Origin of the sequence: uncultured Pseudokineococcus sp. (genome assembly GCF_947495735.1) — a bacterium.
Lineage (GTDB): Bacteria > Actinomycetota > Actinomycetes > Actinomycetales > Quadrisphaeraceae > Pseudokineococcus.
The window spans coordinates 277,226-294,420 of sequence record NZ_CANMAA010000001.1 but is presented as its reverse complement, the minus strand read 5'-3'; the positions used below and the strand labels follow the sequence as shown (position 1 = coordinate 294,420).

Here is a 17,195-nt window from a genome sequence, read left to right as displayed (position 1 = left end):
GGGGGCGCTGCGCGCTGCGGGTCACGAGGGCGACGACGCCGCCAGCGCGTCGGCGCCGCCGACGATCTCGGTGATCTCCTGGGTGATCTCCGCCTGGCGGGCCTGGTTCGCGAGCCGCGTGTACATCTTCACGAGGTCCTCGGCGTTGTCGCCGGCCGTCTTCATGGCCCGCTGGCGCGCCGCGTGCTCGCTGGCCGCGGCCTGCAGCAGCGCGTTGTGCACCCGGCTGGTGATGTAGCGCGGGAGCAGCGCGTCGAGGACGTCCTCCGGGGAGGGCTCGAAGTCGTAGAGCGGCAGCAGCTCGTCGGCGCTCGGGGGCTCGACGCCCTCCACGACCTCCAGCGGCAGCAGGCGGTTCACCTGCGGCTCCTGGGTGACCATGCTGATGAAGGAGGTCGACACCACGTGGATCTCGTCGACGCCGGGCTCGCCCCCGTCCTCGGGGCTCGAGCTGCGCACGAACTGCTCGACCAGCGCCTCGCCGATCTCGCGGGCGTCGTCGAAGCTCGGGGACTCCGAGAAGCCGCTCCACTCCTGGGCGACGTCGCGGCGGCGGAAGCGGTAGTAGGCGATGCCCTTGCGCCCGACGACGTACAGGACGGGCTCGCGCCCCTCCTCCCGCAGCCGGGCCACCAGGCGCTCGGCCTCGCGCAGCACGCTCGCCGAGTAGGCCCCCGCCATGCCGCGGTCGCTCGTCACCACGAGGACGGCGGAGCGGCGCACCTCGGCCCGCTCGGTCGTCAGCGCGTGGTCGGCGTCGGAGTACGTGGCGACGGCCGAGACCGCCCGCGTGATGGCGCGCGCGTAGGGGGTGGACGCCGTCACGGCCGCCCGCGCCTTGGCGATGCGCGACGTCGCGATGAGCTCCATGGCGCGGAAGATCTGCTGCATCGACTTCGTCGACCCGATCCGCTGCTTGTAGACCCTCTGCTGGCCTGCCACGGTGCGACTCCTCCTGCGTGGTGGGTGGTGCCCCGGCGCCCTCCTCGGGCGCGGGGCGGTCGGTCCGGCGGGGCTGGGCCCCGCCGGACCGGCGCGCCTCAGCGCTTCTGGCGGACGATCTGCTCCTGCGACGACTCGTCGGCGTCGCTCGCGTCGACGTCCTCCGACTGCCCGCCGCCGTCCTCGGTGGTGCGGAAGCCGGACCGGAGGTCCTTGATCTCGCGCTCGAGCCCGGCCTTGGTGTCGTCCTCGAGCTTCCCGGTCTCCCGGATGGTGCGGAGCAGGTCCCCGCCGCGCAGGGCCTCGAGCACCTCGCTCTCGAAGCGGCGCACGTCCTCGACCGGGACGTCGTCGAGGAAGCCCTTCGTGCCCATCCAGATGGACACCGCCTGCTCCTCGAACGGGTACGGGGAGAACTGCGGCTGCTTGAGCAGCTCCATCAGGCGCTGGCCGCGGCCCAGCTGCTGGCGCGAGGCCGCGTCCAGGTCGGAGGCGAACATCGCGAAGGCCTCGAGGGACCGGAACTGTGCGAGGTCGATCTTCAGCGTCCCCGAGACCGACTTCACGGCCTTGGTCTGCGCGTCACCGCCCACCCGGCTCACCGAGACGCCGACGTTGACCGCCGGGCGCTGGTTCGCGTTGAACAGGTCCGACTCCAGGAAGATCTGGCCGTCGGTGATGGAGATGACGTTCGTCGGGATGAAGGCCGAGACGTCGTTGCCCTTGGTCTCGATGAGCGGCAGGCCCGTCATCGAGCCGCCGCCCATCTCGTCGCTGAGCTTCGCGCAGCGCTCGAGCAGCCGGGAGTGCAGGTAGAAGACGTCGCCCGGGTAGGCCTCGCGGCCCGGCGGGCGGCGCAGCAGCAGCGACACGGCGCGGTAGGCGTCGGCCTGCTTGGACAGGTCGTCGAAGACGATGAGGACGTGCTTGCCGGCGTACATCCAGTGCTGGCCGATGGCCGAGCCCGTGTAGGGGGCGATGTACTTGAAGCCCGCGGGGTCGGAGGCGGGAGCGGCGACGATGGTCGTGTACTCCATCGCGCCGGCGTTCTCCAGCGCCGCGCGCACGCCCTGGATCGTCGAGCCCTTCTGGCCGATCGCGACGTAGATGCAGCGGACCTGCTTCGTCGGGTCGCCCGACTCCCAGTTGGCGCGCTGGTTGATGATCGTGTCGAGCACCACCGCGGACTTGCCGGTCTGGCGGTCGCCGATGATCAGCTGGCGCTGCCCGCGCCCGATGGGCGTCATGGCGTCGATGGCCTTGATGCCCGTCTGCATCGGCTCGTGGACCGACTTGCGCTGGACGACCGAGGGCGCCTGCAGCTCCAGGGCGCGGCGGGTCTCCGGCACGATCTCGCCCTGGCCGTCGATGGGCTGCCCCAGCGGGTCCACGACCCGGCCGAGGTAGTTGTCGCCCACCGGCACGGAGAGGACCTCGCGCGTGCGGTGCACGGCCTGGCCCTCCTCGATGCCGCTGAAGTCGCCCAGGATCACGACGCCGATCTCGCGCACGTCGAGGTTCAGGGCCAGGCCGAGGGTGCCGTCCTCGAAGCGCAGCAGCTCGTTGGCCATCGCGCTGGGCAGGCCCTCGACGCGGGCGATGCCGTCGGCGGTCTCGGTGACCCGCCCGATCTCCTCGCGGTCGACCCCCGTGGGGTCGAAGGACTGCACGAAGGAGTCCAGCGCGTCGCGGATCTCCTCGGGCCGGATCGTCAGCTCCGACATGGGGGGTGCTCCTTCTCGTGTCGCTCGGGTCGCTCGTCCCGCCCGGGGGCGGGTGGTGCTCCGGTGCGGCGCCGGCGGCCCCGCGGGTGGTGCGTCGTGCTCGTCTGCGTCGATGGTGCCTGATGCCCGCCGGCGTCAGCCGGCGAGCCGGCGCCGGGTCTCGCCCAGGCGCGAGGAGATGGTGCTGTCGACGAGCTCGCCGCCGACCTCCAGCCGCACCCCGCCGACCACGTCCGGGTCGACGGCCGCGTCGAGGTGGACCGCCCGGCCGTACTGGCCGCTCAGGAGCGCCACCAGGCGCTGCCGCTGCTCCTCGCGGAGCGGGACGGCCGTCGTCACCAGGGCGACGACGCGCTTGCGCCACTCGGCCGCCAGCTCGCCGTACCCGGTGAGGGCGTGCTCCGGCGTGAGCCCCCGCGAGCGGACGGCTGCGCGGCGCACGAGCAGCAGCGTCCCCGGGGAGACCCGGTCGCCGAGGAGCCGGTCGATCAGCGCCGTCCGGGAGGCGTCCGGGGCGTACCGGTCGGAGACGGCCGCGCGCAGGGCTCGGTCACCGCTGAGGAGCCGCTCCACGCGGAAGAGCTCCTCCTCCACGCGGTCGACCCCGTCGCCGGACTCGTCCGCCTGCGAGGCGCCCGACACGGTGGCCAGGACGGCCAGCTGCTCGACGGCGTCCGCGAGGTCCCGAGGTCCCGACCAGCGCTCGCGCACCAGGCGCAGGACGACGTCCAGCGCCTCGGCGCCGACCCGGTCCGCCAGCAGCCGCTGGGCGAGCCCGGAGCGCGCCTCGGCGTCGCGCGCCGGGTCGGTCAGCGCCCTCCGCAGCGGTCCGGAGCCGTCGAGGACGTCGACGACGCCGAACAGCTGCTCGCCCAGGGTCGTGCCCCGGGCGCCCTCCAGCACCGGGCGCAGGTCCTCGGTCACCGCGCCGAGCGAGGTGCGGCTCGCCCCGCGCATCAGCTGCGCCCGCGCTTGAGGAAGCCGAGCACGCCGCCGCCCGCGTCGGGGTCCCCGACCGGGTGCGAGCCGCCGCCGGTGCCGCCGAGCGGCATCGACTCCCGCTCGCCGCGCTCGAGGTCCTCGAGGAAGCGGTCGACGACGCGCGACTGGCGCGCCTCGTCGGCCAGGGACTCGCCCACGATGCGCGAGGCCAGCTCGGTGGCCAGGCCACCGACCTCGCCGCGCAGCGACAGCATCGCCTGCTGGCGCTCGGAGGCGATCTGGCGCTGCGCCGACTCCGTGACGCGCTGCGCCTCGGACTCCGCGCGCTGGCGCATCTCCTCGAGGATCTGCGCGCCCTGGGCGCGGGCCTCCTCGCGGATGCGCCCGGCCTCCTCGCGCGCCTCGGCGAGCTGCTGCTTGTACTCGGCGAGCGTGCGCTCGGCCTCGGCCTGCGCGCGCTCGGCCTTCTCCATGCCGCCCTCGATGGCCTCGCGGCGCTCCTCGAAGGTCTGCTCGAAGCGCGGCACGACGAACTTGGCCATCACCACGTAGAGGATGCTGAAGGCGATGAGCCCGATGATGATCTCGCCGGGGTGCGGGATGATCGGGTAGGCGACCCCCGACCACCAGCCCTCGCTTCCCTCACTGGCCGCCGCGGCGAGAACCGGGGAGGTCATCTGCACACCACTCCTAGTGTCGATCTGACTCGGGCGACGTCGTCAGCCGAGGACGAAGGCGAGGACGAAGCCCAGGATGGCGAGGGCCTCGGCGAGGGCGAAGCCCAGGATGGCGATGGGCTGCAGGAGCCCGCGGGACTCGGGCTGGCGGGCGACGCCGTTGATGTACGCGGCGAAGATCAGGCCGACGGCGATCGCCGGGCCGATCGCGGCGAGGCCGTATCCGACCGCGTTGAGGCTGCCTTCCATGGTTTTCGTCTCCTTGTGCTGGCGCGCGGAGTGCGCGTCGGGTGGGTGGTGCGGGTGGTGCGGTCTGGGTCGGCGCCGGGACGCCGGGGCTAGTGCGCGTCCTCGAGGGAGCCGGCGATGTAGAAGGCCGCCAGCAGGACGAAGACGTACGCCTGGAGGGCCTGCACGAGCAGCTCGAAGAACGTCATGAGGATGAACATGAGGAACGAGCCGATGCTCGCCGCCTGCAGGACGACGCTGTCCGTGTGCAGCAGCAGGTACTCGCCGCCGAGCGCGAACACCAGGAGCATCATGTGCCCCGCGAACATGTTCGCGAACAGGCGCAGGGCCAGCGTGAGCGGCCGCGTGATGAAGTAGGTCGCGAGCTCGAGCAGGTAGACGAGCGGCGCCAGGATGATCGGCACGCCGGCCGGCATCAGGCTCTTGAAGTACCCGCCGAGGCCGCGCCGGCGGATGCCGATGGCGTGGTAGACGACGAACACGATCAGCGTCAGCGCGATCGGGAAGGCGATGCGGCTGAACGTCGGGTACTGGATGAACGGGATGATGCCGAAGACGTTGTTCACCAGGATCAGCGTGAACATCGTGAACAGCATCGGCACGTAGGGGCGGAACTCCCGGCGACCCAGGATGTCCAGCGCGACGCCGTTGCGCACGAAGCCGTAGACGCCCTCGGCCGCGAACTGGAGCTTGCCCGGGACCATGGCCCGTCGGTTCGACGTCACCAGGAAGAAGACGGCGAGCACGAGGACGGAGAAGGCGATGAGGATCATCGGTCGCGTCAGGGCGAACGGTCCGTCCCCCACCAGGGGGTGCCAGAAGTCGTAGGCCGACGGCGGCTCGAAGCTGCCACTGGCCACGAGCGCGAGCGGGCTCACAGCATCTCCTCGGTGGGTGTGGTGCGGTGCGGGTCCGCCGGCGTCCGGCGCTGGGTCACGGGGGGCCATGTCCGCTGAGCTGCGCTCACCGGCGCCCCGCCCGTGCGCTCCGCCGAACCGTAGCGGACCCAGATCACGTACAGGGACAGGGCGATGCCCGCCAGCAGGCCGACGCCGATGATCCACGAGGTGCCGAGCCAGCGGTCGAGGCCCCACCCCGCGAGCCCCCCCAGGAGGAGGCCTCCGGGCAGGTAGGAGAAGGCGTTCCACGCCGCCGCCTCGGAGGGCGGCAGGTCGGCGGGGGTCAGGGCGCGTCGGGCGGCGCCGCGCGCCGGAGCCCGCTTCGCCATCAGGCGCCCACCAGCACGGGCAGGCGGAGCCTGGTCGAGGTGCGCACGAGGCAGGCGGTCCACACGAGGAGCGCCAGGACCGTGACCACGGCCAGGCTGGTGCGCGAGACGTCCCACGATGGCGGCATGCCCACGAGGAGCGCTCCCAGGGCGACGACCTTGGTGCCGTAGGTGAGCATCGCCATGGCCAGCTCCACCTCCGGCGGCGCGTCGCGGGCGACGCGCATGGCGGCCAGGGTGAGCCCGCCGGAGCCGACGACGACCGCGGCGGCCAGCGCGGCGCCGGCGGCGCCCGCGCTCCCGGCGACGAGGAAGGCCACCGGGACGGCGGAGAGGGAGACTGCGGCGGAGGGGAGGAGGGCCCCGCGCACCATCGCCGCGTACGGCGAGTCGGCGTCGACGGCGGTGCTCACGCGGTACGGCCTCCAGGCGGCGTGCTCCCCCTCGGGGGAGCGGTCGTCGGACCCCGACCCTCCTGGCCGAAGTTCGTGAAAACTATCACGAGCGCTCCGGGGCCCCGTCGCTGCTCGCGACCGCGGCCGCTGGCCTCACGCCACGTCGGATGCGGAGCGTGACGACCGCCACGACGACCACGGCGGCTCCCCACACGGGGAGGGCGACCGGCAGCGGTACGAACGCCGTCGACACGGCGCCGAAGGAGATGACCGCCGCCCAGGCGTACATGATCCCGACGGCCCGGCCGTGGCTGTGCCCCAGGTCGAGCAGCCGGTGGTGCAGGTGCAGGCGGTCCGGGGTGAACGGCGACTGCCCCTTGGCGAGCCGCCGCACCACGGCCCACACGAGGTCGAGCAGCGGCAGCAGGAGCACGGCCAGCGGCAGCAGCAGGGGCAGGAAGACCGGGACCACCTGCGCGCGGGACACGACCGTCGGGTCGACGCCCGAGGCGGCCACCCCCGAGGCGGCCAGCAGCAGCCCCAGGAGCATCGAGCCGGAGTCGCCCATGAAGACGCGGGCGGGGTGCAGGTTGTGGGGCAGGAAGCCCAGGCAGCAGCCGACGAGGGCGGCGACCACGAGCGTCGCGAGGTTGGAGTAGTCGCGGGGGCTCGCGTCCTGGCTCAGCAGGTAGGTGTAGACGAAGAAGGCCGAGCCGCTGATCAGCATGACGCCGGCGGCCAGGCCGTCCAGCCCGTCGATGAAGTTCACCGCGTTGACCGCCACGAGCACCGCAACCACGGTGAGGGCGAAGAAGGTGGGCCCCGAGCCCACGGTGACGCCGAAGACGGGCAGCGAGAGCAGCTGGACCCCCTGCCAGGCCAGCAGCGACGCCGCCAGCACCTGGCCCCCCAGCTTGGCGAGCGCGTCGAGGCCCCAGACGTCGTCGGCCACCCCGAGCAGCGACACGAGGGCCGCGGCGCCCAGCACGGCCCACGGGCCCCGCGACTCCGCGAAGACGCCCTCGAGGAAGGGGAGCTGGCTCGCCACGACCAGCGCGGCCGCGAGGCCCGCGAGCATCGCCGTCCCGCCCAGGCGCGGCGTCGGGACGCTGTGGACGTCGCGGTCGCGCACGGGCGACATGGCGCCGAGCTGCTCGGCGAGCCGCCGCGCCAGGGGCGTGCAGAGGTAGGTCACCGCCGCCGCGGTGACGAGGACGAGGAGGTAGGCCCTCACCGCTCGGGCGCGCGCTCCGGCGGCGCGTCCTCGGACGGGTCGGGCGGGGTCTCCACGGGCGCCGGCCCGTCGGGGTCGGTGCCGGGGTCGGCCTCCTCCCCCACCGGCTCGGGAGCCGGCGCGGGGTCCGGCTCCGGCGGGCGGGGGGCGCGCACGTCCGGGACGACGCGGCGCAGCTCGGCGAGGGGGACGGCGCCCTCGCGCAGCACCTCCGGGCGCGCGCCTGTCAGGTCCAGGACGGTCGAGGGGACACCGCCGTCCCGGGGGCCGTCCTCGAGGTAGCAGGCGACGGCGTCGCCGAGCTGCTCGCGGGCCGCCGCCGCGCTCTCCCCCGGCGCCCGCCCCGTGAGGTTGGCGCTGCTCACGGCGAGGGGGCCGCTCTGGGCCAGCAGCGCTCGGGTGAGCTCGTCGTCGGGCACGCGCACGGCGACGGTGCCACCGGTGTCGCCGAGGTCCCAGCGCAGGGAGCCCTGCGCCCAGCAGACCAGCGTCAGCCCGCCCGGCCAGAACGCCTCGGCCAGGTCGTCCACCGAGGACGACGCACCGCTCGCGGAGCGCTCGACGAGGGCGTCGACGGACCGGGCGTCGTGCACGAGGACGGGCGGCGGCATCGTGCGGTCGCGGCCCTTGGCCGCCAGGAGCGCCGCGACCGCGTCGGCGTCGAAGGCGTCGGCCGCGACGCCGTAGACCGTGTCGGTCGGCAGGACCACGAGCTCCCCCCGTCGCAGGGCGTCGACGGCGTGGCGCAGGCCGGCGTCGCGCCCCTCGGGCTCACGGCAGTCGTGGAGCGTGCTCACGACCGCGCATCGTGGCACGACTCGGCGCCCCGGCCGGGCGGGCCCCCGGCTCCCGGCGCGCCCACGCGGACGGCGCGGACCCGGCGGGGGCGGCCGGTGAGGTCCGCGGCGCCCTCCGCCCCGGTCCACGCCGGGCCGGCGAGCGCCGCCAGCAGCGCCGGCTGCTGGACCTCCGCGTGCTCGACGAGCACGACGCCGCCGGGACGCAGCAGCGCCGCGGCGCGGGCGAGCACGGCCCGCGGCACGGCCAGCCCGTCATCCCCGCCGCCGAAGAGGGCGACGTGCGGGTCGTGGTCGCGCACCTCCGGGTCCACGGGCACCGCGCCGGGAGGGATGTAGGGCGGGTTGCTCACGACGACGTCGACGGCGCCGTCCAGCTCGGGCAGCGCCGTCGCGGCGTCCCCGGCCACCACCTCGACCGCGCCGCCCGCCCGGCCGGCCAGCGGGGGCAGCGCCCCGAGGGAGGTCGCGTTGAGCCGCGCCCAGGCGAGCGCGTCCTCGCTGAGCTCGACGCCGAGCACCCGGGCGCGCGGCACCTCGGCCGCCACCGCGAGGGCCACCGCCCCGGACCCGGTGCACAGGTCCACCACGACGGCGGGCCGCCCCTCGCGCTCGGCCGCCTGCTCGGCGGCGAGGACCGCGGCGCCGGCCAGCCCCTCGGTCTCCGGGCGCGGGACGAAGACGCCGGGCCCCACGCGCAGCTCGAGCCCCCGGAAGCCGGCCCGACCCGTGAGGTGCTGCAGGGGCGTGCGGCGGGCGCGCCGGGCGACGAGCTCGCGGAACGCGCGACGGCGTCCCTCGTCCGGCCCCGCGTCGCCCCGGAGGCCGGCGAGCACCACCGCGGCCCGGGTGGACCCCAGCGCCTCGGCGAGCAGCTCCTCGGCGTCGGCCCGCGGGCTGGCGACCCCCGCGTCCGCGAGCCGCTGCGCGGCCGCCCGCAGCAGGGCGCCCACGTCGGAGCCGGGGGGCGTCAGGACGTCTCCACGGCGGCGAGCCGGGCGTCCTCGTCCGCCCGCGCGCAGGAGGCGAGCACGGCGTCGAGGTCGCCGTCGAGCACCGCGTCGAGGTTGTACGCCTTGTACCCCGTCCGGTGGTCGCTGACTCGGTTCTCGGGGAAGTTGTAGGTCCGGATGCGCTCGGACCGGTCCACGGTGCGCACCTGGGCGCGCCGGGCGCCGGAGGCCGCCTCGGCCGCCTCCTCGGCGGCCAGCGCCCGCAGCCGGGCCCGCAGGATGCGCAGCGCCTGCTCCTTGTTCTGCAGCTGGCTCTTCTCGTTCTGGCACGAGACCACGAGCCCGCTGGGCAGGTGGGTGATCCGGACGGCCGAGTCCGTGGTGTTGACGCTCTGCCCGCCCGGGCCCGAGGAGCGGTAGACGTCCACCCGCAGGTCCTGCGCGGCGACCTCGACCTCGTCGACCTCCTCGACCTCGGGCAGCACCAGGACGCCGGCGGCGGAGGTGTGGATGCGCCCCTGCGACTCGGTCACGGGAACCCGCTGGACGCGGTGCACGCCGCCCTCGAACTTCAGCGCGGCGTAGACGCCCTCGGCGGGCTCGGCGCCCCGGCCCCGCACGGCGAGGGAGGCCTCCTTGTAGCCGCCGAGGTCCGACGGCGCGGCGTCGAGCACCTCGGCGCGCCAGCCGCGGCGCTCAGCCAGCCGCAGGTACATCCGCACCAGGTCGCCGGCGAACAGGGCCGACTCCTCCCCGCCCTCCCCCGCCTTGACCTCGAGGATGACGTCCCGGCCGTCGTCGGGGTCGCGCGGGACGAGCAGCCTCCGCAGCCGCTCCGCGGCGCCGTCGGCCTGCGCGGCCAGCGCGGGGAGCTCCTCGGCGAACGCCTCGTCCTCCTGCGCCAGCGCGCGGGCCGCCTCGACGTCCTCGGCGGCGGCGCGCCACTGCGCCTCGGCGCGGACCACGGCCCCCAGCTCGGCGTAGCGGCGCCCCACCCGGCGGGCCTGCGCGGCGTCGGCGTGCAGGGCCGGGTCGGCCAGCTGCTGCTCGAGCGCGGCGTGCTCCTCCAGCAGCGGGGCGACGACGTCGCGCACGGCGGCTCCCTCGGGTCAGGACGGCGGGTGGAGGTGCGGCGTCCGGGGCCGCGGGGGCCCCGGACGCGACGACGGCGCCGGACCGCCCTGCGGGGCGGACCGGCGCCGTCGGGGCCGGACTACTGGGAGGCGTCGGCCTTCTTGCCGTAGCGCTGCTGGAAGCGGGCCACGCGGCCGCCGGTGTCCAGGATCTTCTGCTTGCCCGTGTAGAACGGGTGGCACGCGGAGCAGACGTCGGCCTTGATCTCGCCGCTCTTGTCGGTGCTGCGCGTGGTGAACGTCGCGCCGCAGGTGCACGACACGGTCGTCGTCACGTACTCGGGGTGCTGTCCGGCCTTCATCGCGGAGTTCCTCTCATCGGTGGCCCCGGGTCGTGCGGCGCCGTGTGCGCGCACGTGAACCGGGGCGGCGGTCCATCCTGCCATCGTGGTGGACGCCCTCTGCAACGGCCGAGGGCGCCCGGGGCTTCCCGCGCCGGGTCCTCACCTGCTGGGCCTCCCGCTGCCCGGGCCCCCCGCCGCCCGCACCGGCGGGCGACGGGAGGCCGGGCTGCGTCAGCTGGACGGGGAGAGCTCGCTGCGCTGGTCCCCGCCGGGGCCGGCGGGCGCGGTGCGCTGCACCTGCATGAGGAACTCGGCGTTGCTGCCGGTCTCGCGCAGCTTGCCGAGCACGAGCTCGATGGCCTGCGTGGAGTCCAGCGCCCCGAGGACCCGGCGCAGCTTGTAGACGACCTTGAGCTCCTCCGGCGACATGAGGATCTCCTCGCGCCGAGTGCCGGAGGCGTTGACGTCGACCGCCGGGAAGATGCGCTTGTCGGCGAGGTGCCGGGCCAGGCGCAGCTCCATGTTCCCGGTGCCCTTGAACTCCTCGAAGATGACCTCGTCGGCCTTGGAGCCGGTCTCGACCAGGGCCGAGGCGAGGATCGTCAGCGAGCCGCCGTTCTCGATGTTGCGGGCGGCGCCGAAGAAGCGCTTCGGCGGGTAGAGCGCCGAGGCGTCGATGCCGCCGGACAGGATGCGCCCCGACGCCGGCGCGGAGGTGTTGTAGGCCCGCGACAGCCGCGTGAGGGAGTCGAGCAGCACGACGACGTCGTGGCCCATCTCCACCAGGCGCTTGGCCCGCTCGATGGCGAGCTCGGCCACCGTGGTGTGGTCCTCGGCCGGCCGGTCGAAGGTCGAGGCGATGACCTCGCCCTTCACCGTCCGCTGCATGTCGGTGACCTCCTCCGGGCGCTCGTCGACGAGCACGACCATGAGGTGGACGTCCGGGTTGTTGCGCGTGATCGCGTTGGCGATCTGCTGCATGACGATCGTCTTGCCGGCCTTGGGCGGCGCGACGATGAGGCCGCGCTGGCCCTTGCCGATGGGGGCGACGAGGTCGATGACCCGCTGGGTGTACTGCCCGCGGTCGGTCTCCAGCCGGAGGCGGTCCTGCGGGTACAGCGGGGTCAGCTTGGAGAAGTCGGGGCGGCGGCGCGCCTCGTCGGGGCCCAGGCCGTTGACCGTGTCCACCCGCACGAGCGGCGTGAACTTCTGCGCCCGCTGCTGGCGCTGCTGGCGGCCGCCGCGGCCGCTGCCGCCGGGGGCGTCCTGGCCGTCGCCGTCGTTGTCGCTGCGCGCCTTGATGGCGCCGGTGACGACGTCGCCCTTGCGCATGCCGTGCTTCTTGACCTGCGCGAGCGTGACGTAGACGTCGTGCGGGCCGGGCAGGTAGCCCGACGTGCGCACGAACGCGTAGCTGTCGAGCACGTCCAGGACTCCCGCGACGTTGACCAGCACGTCGTCGTCGGAGACGTCCGGCTCGACCTCCGGGCCCTGCCCGGTGCTGGGAGCGCCGTCGGTGCGGCCCCGGCGCTTGCGGTCGCGGTAGCGCCCGCGCCGGCCGCGACGGCCGCCGCCGTCCTCGTCGTCGTCCTGCTGGCCGCCCTGGCCGCGGTCCTGCTGGCCGGGCCCGCGGTCGGATCGGTCACCCCGGTCGTCGCCGCGGTCGGGGCGGTCGTCACGGCTGCGCTGCCCGCGCTCGCCGCGCTCCTCGTCCTGCCCGGCGCCCTCGCCGCGGCGGTGCCGGGCGCGCTCGCGCAGGTCCAGGGACTGCTCCAGCTGGGCCCGCGGGTCGAGGCGGCCGTCGGACGGGTCCTGCTGCTCCTGGCGGCCCTGCTGCGGGTCGCCCTGCTCGGTGCGGCCCTGGTCGGCGCGGCCCTGGTCGCGGTCGCCGCGCTCCTGGCGGCGCTGGTCCTGCTCCTGGCGGCGCGACTCCTGGCGCTCGCGACGGCCCTGGCGGCCCTGCTCGGCCCGGGGCTGCTCGTCGCGCTCCGGCGCCGAGCCGTCCTGGCCCGAGCTGCTCCGCCCCGAGCCGTCCTGCGCGGAGCCGACCTGGTCCGCGGCGACGCGGGCGGAGCCGTCCTGGTCCGAGCCGCTCCGGCCTGAGCCGTTGCGCTCCGAGCCGTTCGGCTCCGGGCGGGCCTGCTCGGCGCCGTCCTGGGGCGCGGTGCGCGCCGGGGCGGCCTCGGCCGGGACGGCGCCGGTGGCGCCGGAGTCGCTGCGGGCGTCCGGGGCACCGGCGGCGCGCACCGCGCGGCGCGAGCGGCGCGGGCCGGCCTCGGTGACCTGCGCGGCGGGGGCGTCGTCGTCGCTGCGCCGGGGCTGCGGCGGCTGCTGGGCCTCCGGGGCCGGCGCGGCGGGGGCCTCGCCCGCCGGTGCGGAGCCGCCGTCGCGGCGCCCGCGCGCGGAGCCGCCCTGCTCGGCGCGGATGGCCGCGAGGAGGTCGCTCTTGCGCATGGTCGCGGTGCCCTGGACGCCCAGGGAGGTGGCGAGCTCCTGCAGCTGGCCCAGGCGCAGCTGCGAGAGCGGGGCGCGACGCGCGGTGCCGCCGCCCTCGGCCTCGGCCGCGGGCTGGGCGATGTCGGTGGTGTCTGTCACGAAGGTCCTTCCCCTCGTCAGCGGCGCGGTGGATCGCGGTCGCAGGGTGCGCCGGCGCACAGAGGCCGGCAGGGACCACCTGCCCGTGTGCGCGACGGTCGCACGAGAGCCCGGGACCGAGGTCGGGCGCGGTCGCGCTGCGGGAGAGGTGAGTGGTGCCGGGGCTCCCACGGGCGGCGGCGCTGAGGGTTCCCGCAGCGCTCGCCCGGAGCAGGTCCGGCACCGATGACTGTAGCACCGCGGTTCCCGCGAGCCCGAGGGCGCGCGGCCTTCACCCGTCAGGGTGCACGAGCGAGCACCCGTGCCGTCCTCGCCGGGGGTGGTCGCCCCGCCGGAGGAGGGCGACGAGGTGCCGCGACGCCGCCCCGCACGGCGCAGGAGGGCCTAGGAGGTCGCGGGGGGCGAGGTCACCGGCGACCAGCGGGCGCCGCCGCGGTCCACGGCGGGCGTGCGCACGTCCCAGCCGGGGCCGGCGACGGCGGTGACCCGCTCGGCGAGCGCGGGGGCGCCGGCCGCGCCGACGCCGGCCAGGACCAGCACGCTCGGCCCCGCGCCCGAGACGGCGGCCGCGAGGCCCTGCGCGCGCAGCGCGCCGACGAGCGCCGCGGTCGCGGGCGCCGCGGGGGCGCGGCAGTCCTGGTGCAGCCGGTCGGCCGTCGCCGGCAGGAGCAGCTCCGGGCGGCGCGTGAGCGCCTCCACCAGGAGCGCCGCGCGGCCGGCGTTGAAGACGGCGTCGCCGTGGGGGACGACGGCGGGCAGCATCGCCCGGGCCCGCGCGGTCAGCAGCTCGGCGCTCGGCACCGCGAGCACCGCGACGAGGTCGGCGGAGGGCTCGGCGCGCACGGCCCGGGAGACGCCGTCGTCCACCCAGCCGATGGTCACGCCGCCGAGCAGGCTCGCCGCGGCGTTGTCCGGGTGCCCCTCCATCCCCGCCGCGACGTCGAGGGCCGTCTCGTCGTCCAGGAGCCCGGGCTCCTCCAGCAGAGCCCGCGCCAGCACGACGCCGGCGACGACGGCCGCCGCCGAGGAGCCGGCACCCCGGCCGAAGGGGACGCCGTTGCGGCAGACGAGCGCCAGGTCGGGCTGCGGGGCCCCCACCCGCTCCAGGGCGGTGCGCAGCGCCCGGACCACGAGGTGGCCCTCCCCCGCCGCGACGCGTCCCGCGCCCTGGCCCGTCACCTCGACCCGCACGCCCGCGCCCGGCGCCAGCAGGCGGACGGCGAGCTCGTCGCGCAGGTCGAGCGCGAGGCCGACCGCGTCGAAGGCGGGCCCCAGGTTGGCGCTGGAGCCGGGCACGCTCGCGCGAGCCGCCGTGCCCGGCTCCCCGCCGTCCCGCAGGCGCGCCGCTCCCCGGCCGACCACTCCTCAGCCCTCGAGGCCCAGCGCGGACGCGGCCGTCATGGCGTCGACCGGCACGCGCACGGGCTGGACCTCCTCGCCGTCCGCGGCGCGCAGCGCCCACTGCGGGTCCTTGAGGCCGTGCCCGGTGACCGTGATGACGACGCGCTGCCCCGGCGCGAGCTCGCCCGCCGCGTGCTGCTGCAGGAGGCCCGCCACCCCGGCGGCCGACGCCGGCTCGACGAAGACGCCGTCCTCGCTGGACAGGAGCCGGTGCGCCGCGAGGATCTCCTCGTCGGTGACCGAGGCGATCACCCCGCCGGAGGCGTCCCGCGCGTCGAGGGCCTGCTGCCACGAGGCGGGGTTGCCGATGCGGATGGCCGTGGCGATCGTGTCCGGGGAGTCGACCGGGTGCCCGAGGACGATCGGCGCCGAGCCCGCGGCCTGGAAGCCCCACATGCGCGGCAGGCGCGTCGCCGGCCCCGGCTGCTCGGAGGTGTCCGTGTACTCGGTGTAGCCCTTCCAGTACGCCGTGATGTTGCCGGCGTTGCCCACGGGGAGGCAGTGGATGTCCGGCGCGTCCCCGAGGACGTCGACGACCTCGAAGGCGGCCGTCTTCTGGCCCTCGATCCGGTAGGGGTTCACCGAGTTGACCAGCTCGACGGGGTAGGACTCGGCGAGCTTGCGGGCGAGGGTGAGGCAGTCGTCGAAGTTGCCCTCGACCTGCAGCAGCGTGGCGCCGTGCGCGATGGCCTGGCTCAGCTTGCCGAGCGCGATCTTCCCCTCGGGCACGAGGACGCCGCAGGTCATGCCCGCCGCGGTGGCGTAGGCGGCCGCCGAGGCGGAGGTGTTGCCCGTGGAGGCGCAGATGACCGCCCTCGCGCCGAGGCCCTTGGCCCGCGAGATCGCCGAGGTCATGCCGCGGTCCTTGAACGACGCCGTCGGGTTGCAGCCCTCGACCTTGACCCACACCTCGCAGCCGGTGCGCTCCGACAGCGCCCGGGCCGGCACGAGGGGCGTGCCGCCCTCCCCCAGCGACACGACCGGGTCCCCGGCGCCGAAGGGCAGCCGGTCGCGGTACTCCTCGATGACGCCGCGCCACACGTGGGCCACGGGCTGCTCCCCTCCTGCTGCGCGCCTGGCGCGTCGGCGGGCCCGGCTGGGCCCCTGTCGTGGTCGGTCGTCGGTGCGCCGGCGGCCGGCGAGCCGCCGGCTCCCCGCCCCCACGGCCTCGTGGTGCGGCGGATCTGCTGCTGGTGCGGGTCAGGCCCCTTCGACGCGCAGCACCGAGGTGATGCCGAGCACCGCCGGCGCGACCGCGAGCGCCTCGACGGTGGCGGCGAGCGCGGCGTCGGTGGCCTCGTGCGTGGCGACCACGAGCGCGGCCGCCCCGTCGGCCTGCTCGCCGAGCGGGGTCTGGCGCACGGTCTCGACGCTCGCGCCGTGGTCGGCGAAGACCTGCGCCACCTGCGCGAGGGCCCCCGGGCGGTCGTGCACCTCCAGGCGCACGTGGTAGCGCGTGAGCGCCTCGCCCATCGGGCGCACGGGCAGGTCGGCGTGGGCGGACTCCGAGGAGCCCCGGCCGCCGACGACGCGGTGGCGCGCGACGGCGACGAGGTCGCCGAGCACGGCGCTGGCCGTCGGGGCGCCGCCGGCGCCCTGGCCGTAGAACATCAGGGAGCCGGCTCCGCGGGCCTCGACGAAGACGGCGTTGTAGGCCCCGCGCACGCCGGCCAGCGGGTGCTCGCGCGGCACCATCGCGGGGTGCACGCGCACGGACACCCCGGCGCCGGGGCCGTCCACGTCGCCGTCCGGGCCGGACGTGCGCTCGCAGATGGCGAGCAGCTTGACCACCGCGCCGGCCTCCCGCGCCGCCGCCACGTCGCCGGCGGTGACGCCGGTGATGCCCTCGCGGTGGACGTCGGCCGCCCGGACGCGGGTGTGGAAGGCCAGCGAGGCGATGATCGCCGCCTTGGCGGCCGCGTCGAAGCCCTCGACGTCCGCCGTCGGGTCGGCCTCGGCGTAGCCGAGCGCCTGGGCCTCCTGCACGGCCTCGTCGAGGCCCGCGCCGGTGGTGTCCATCTGGTCGAGCACGTAGTTCGTCGTCCCGTTGACGACGCCGAGCACCCGGTCGACGCGGTCGCCGACGAGGGAGTCCCGCAGGGGCCGGACGATGGGGATCGCCCCGGCGACGGCGGCCTCGAAGTAGAGGTCGACGCCGGCGGCGTCCGCGGCCTCGTACAGCCGCGGGCCGTCCTCGGCGAGCAGCGCCTTGTTCGCGGTGACGACGGACGCCCCCGACGCCATGGCCCGCAGGATGAGCGAGCGCGCCGGCTCGATGCCGCCGATCACCTCGACGACGAGGTCCGCGCGCTCCACGAGGGACTCGGCGTCGGTCGTGAAGAGCGCCGGGTCCACCCCCGCGGCGCGCTGGCGGCCGGGCCGCCGCACGGCGACACCCACCAGCTCGAGCCGGGCGCCGCAGCGGGCCGCCAGCTCCTCGGACTGCTCGAGCAGCTCGCGAGCCACCTCCGAGCCGACGACGCCGCAGCCGAGCAGCGCGACGCGCAGCACGCGCTCGTTCACGCGGCACCTCCGCAGGACGGGACCAGGACTCCGGCGGGCACGCCGCCGCGCGCGATCCTCTCGCGGTCCACACCTCGGCCGCGACGCATCTCACCGGGTGGGACCGCTGGCGACGCAC

Annotated in this window: 17 protein-coding genes; all 17 read right to left on the bottom strand. The window is 75.9% G+C overall.

Features of this window, described 5'->3' with window-relative positions:
• Positions 1-21 precede the first annotated feature (21 nt).
• Entirely contained in the window at positions 22-942 is a 921-nt protein-coding gene (locus tag Q0848_RS01195) for a F0F1 ATP synthase subunit gamma (RefSeq protein ID WP_299033617.1), read from the bottom strand.
• 98 nt (positions 943-1,040) lie between these two features.
• Positions 1,041-2,666 carry a F0F1 ATP synthase subunit alpha gene (atpA, locus tag Q0848_RS01190; protein ID WP_299033614.1) on the bottom strand — a complete coding sequence of 542 codons (1,626 nt, stop codon included), beginning with the start codon at positions 2,664-2,666 and terminating at the stop codon, positions 1,041-1,043.
• A 135-nt stretch (positions 2,667-2,801) separates the two neighbouring features.
• Positions 2,802-3,623: a F0F1 ATP synthase subunit delta gene (locus Q0848_RS01185; RefSeq protein ID WP_299033611.1), complete on the bottom strand. Its 822-nt coding sequence runs from the start codon at positions 3,621-3,623 to the stop codon at positions 2,802-2,804.
• Positions 3,623-4,285 (bottom strand): F0F1 ATP synthase subunit B, encoded by a 663-nt coding sequence (locus Q0848_RS01180; RefSeq protein ID WP_299033608.1) that lies wholly within the window; start codon positions 4,283-4,285, stop codon positions 3,623-3,625. The genes Q0848_RS01185 and Q0848_RS01180 overlap by 1 nt, the downstream gene beginning before the upstream one ends.
• Before the next feature lie 42 nt (positions 4,286-4,327).
• Complete coding sequence (locus tag Q0848_RS01175; RefSeq protein WP_299033605.1) at positions 4,328-4,534, bottom strand: ATP synthase F0 subunit C; 207 nt, start codon at positions 4,532-4,534, stop codon at positions 4,328-4,330.
• Positions 4,535-4,623: 89 nt separating this feature from the next.
• Complete coding sequence (gene atpB, locus Q0848_RS01170; protein WP_299033602.1) at positions 4,624-5,412, bottom strand: F0F1 ATP synthase subunit A; 789 nt, start codon at positions 5,410-5,412, stop codon at positions 4,624-4,626.
• Positions 5,409-5,762 carry an AtpZ/AtpI family protein gene (locus Q0848_RS01165; protein WP_299033599.1) on the bottom strand — a complete coding sequence of 118 codons (354 nt, stop codon included), beginning with the start codon at positions 5,760-5,762 and terminating at the stop codon, positions 5,409-5,411. Before Q0848_RS01165 ends, atpB begins: the two co-directional genes overlap by 4 nt.
• Positions 5,762-6,175: a hypothetical protein gene (locus tag Q0848_RS01160; protein WP_299033596.1), complete on the bottom strand. Its 414-nt coding sequence runs from the start codon at positions 6,173-6,175 to the stop codon at positions 5,762-5,764. The genes Q0848_RS01165 and Q0848_RS01160 overlap by 1 nt, the downstream gene beginning before the upstream one ends.
• 85 nt (positions 6,176-6,260) lie before the next feature.
• The gene (locus Q0848_RS01155; RefSeq protein WP_299033593.1) at positions 6,261-7,391 is read right to left on the bottom strand and encodes a glycosyltransferase family 4 protein; all 1,131 of its coding nucleotides are present in this window, start codon (positions 7,389-7,391) and stop codon (positions 6,261-6,263) included.
• Complete coding sequence (locus Q0848_RS01150; RefSeq protein ID WP_299033590.1) at positions 7,388-8,188, bottom strand: L-threonylcarbamoyladenylate synthase; 801 nt, start codon at positions 8,186-8,188, stop codon at positions 7,388-7,390. Before Q0848_RS01150 ends, Q0848_RS01155 begins: the two co-directional genes overlap by 4 nt.
• Positions 8,185-9,141, bottom strand: a complete 957-nt coding sequence (prmC, locus tag Q0848_RS01145; protein ID WP_299033588.1) for a peptide chain release factor N(5)-glutamine methyltransferase — start codon at positions 9,139-9,141, stop codon at positions 8,185-8,187. The genes Q0848_RS01150 and prmC overlap by 4 nt, the downstream gene beginning before the upstream one ends.
• 17 nt (positions 9,142-9,158) lie before the next feature.
• Positions 9,159-10,235: a peptide chain release factor 1 gene (gene prfA, locus Q0848_RS01140; RefSeq protein ID WP_299033585.1), complete on the bottom strand. Its 1,077-nt coding sequence runs from the start codon at positions 10,233-10,235 to the stop codon at positions 9,159-9,161.
• 119 nt (positions 10,236-10,354) lie between these two features.
• Positions 10,355-10,576 (bottom strand): 50S ribosomal protein L31, encoded by a 222-nt coding sequence (gene rpmE / locus Q0848_RS01135; protein WP_299033582.1) that lies wholly within the window; start codon positions 10,574-10,576, stop codon positions 10,355-10,357.
• Positions 10,577-10,789: 213 nt separating this feature from the next.
• Positions 10,790-13,153, bottom strand: coding sequence for a transcription termination factor Rho (gene rho, locus Q0848_RS01130; RefSeq protein ID WP_299033579.1), 2,364 nt, complete (start codon positions 13,151-13,153; stop codon positions 10,790-10,792).
• A 384-nt stretch (positions 13,154-13,537) separates the two neighbouring features.
• Positions 13,538-14,449, bottom strand: coding sequence for a homoserine kinase (gene thrB, locus Q0848_RS01125; RefSeq protein WP_299033576.1), 912 nt, complete (start codon positions 14,447-14,449; stop codon positions 13,538-13,540).
• Between the two features lie 69 nt (positions 14,450-14,518).
• A complete protein-coding gene (gene thrC, locus Q0848_RS01120; RefSeq protein WP_299033573.1) occupies positions 14,519-15,604 on the bottom strand; it encodes a threonine synthase in 1,086 nt (361 codons plus the stop codon).
• Positions 15,605-15,754: 150 nt separating this feature from the next.
• Positions 15,755-17,077, bottom strand: a complete 1,323-nt coding sequence (locus tag Q0848_RS01115) for a homoserine dehydrogenase (protein ID WP_299033570.1) — start codon at positions 17,075-17,077, stop codon at positions 15,755-15,757.
• Positions 17,078-17,195 lie beyond the last annotated feature (118 nt).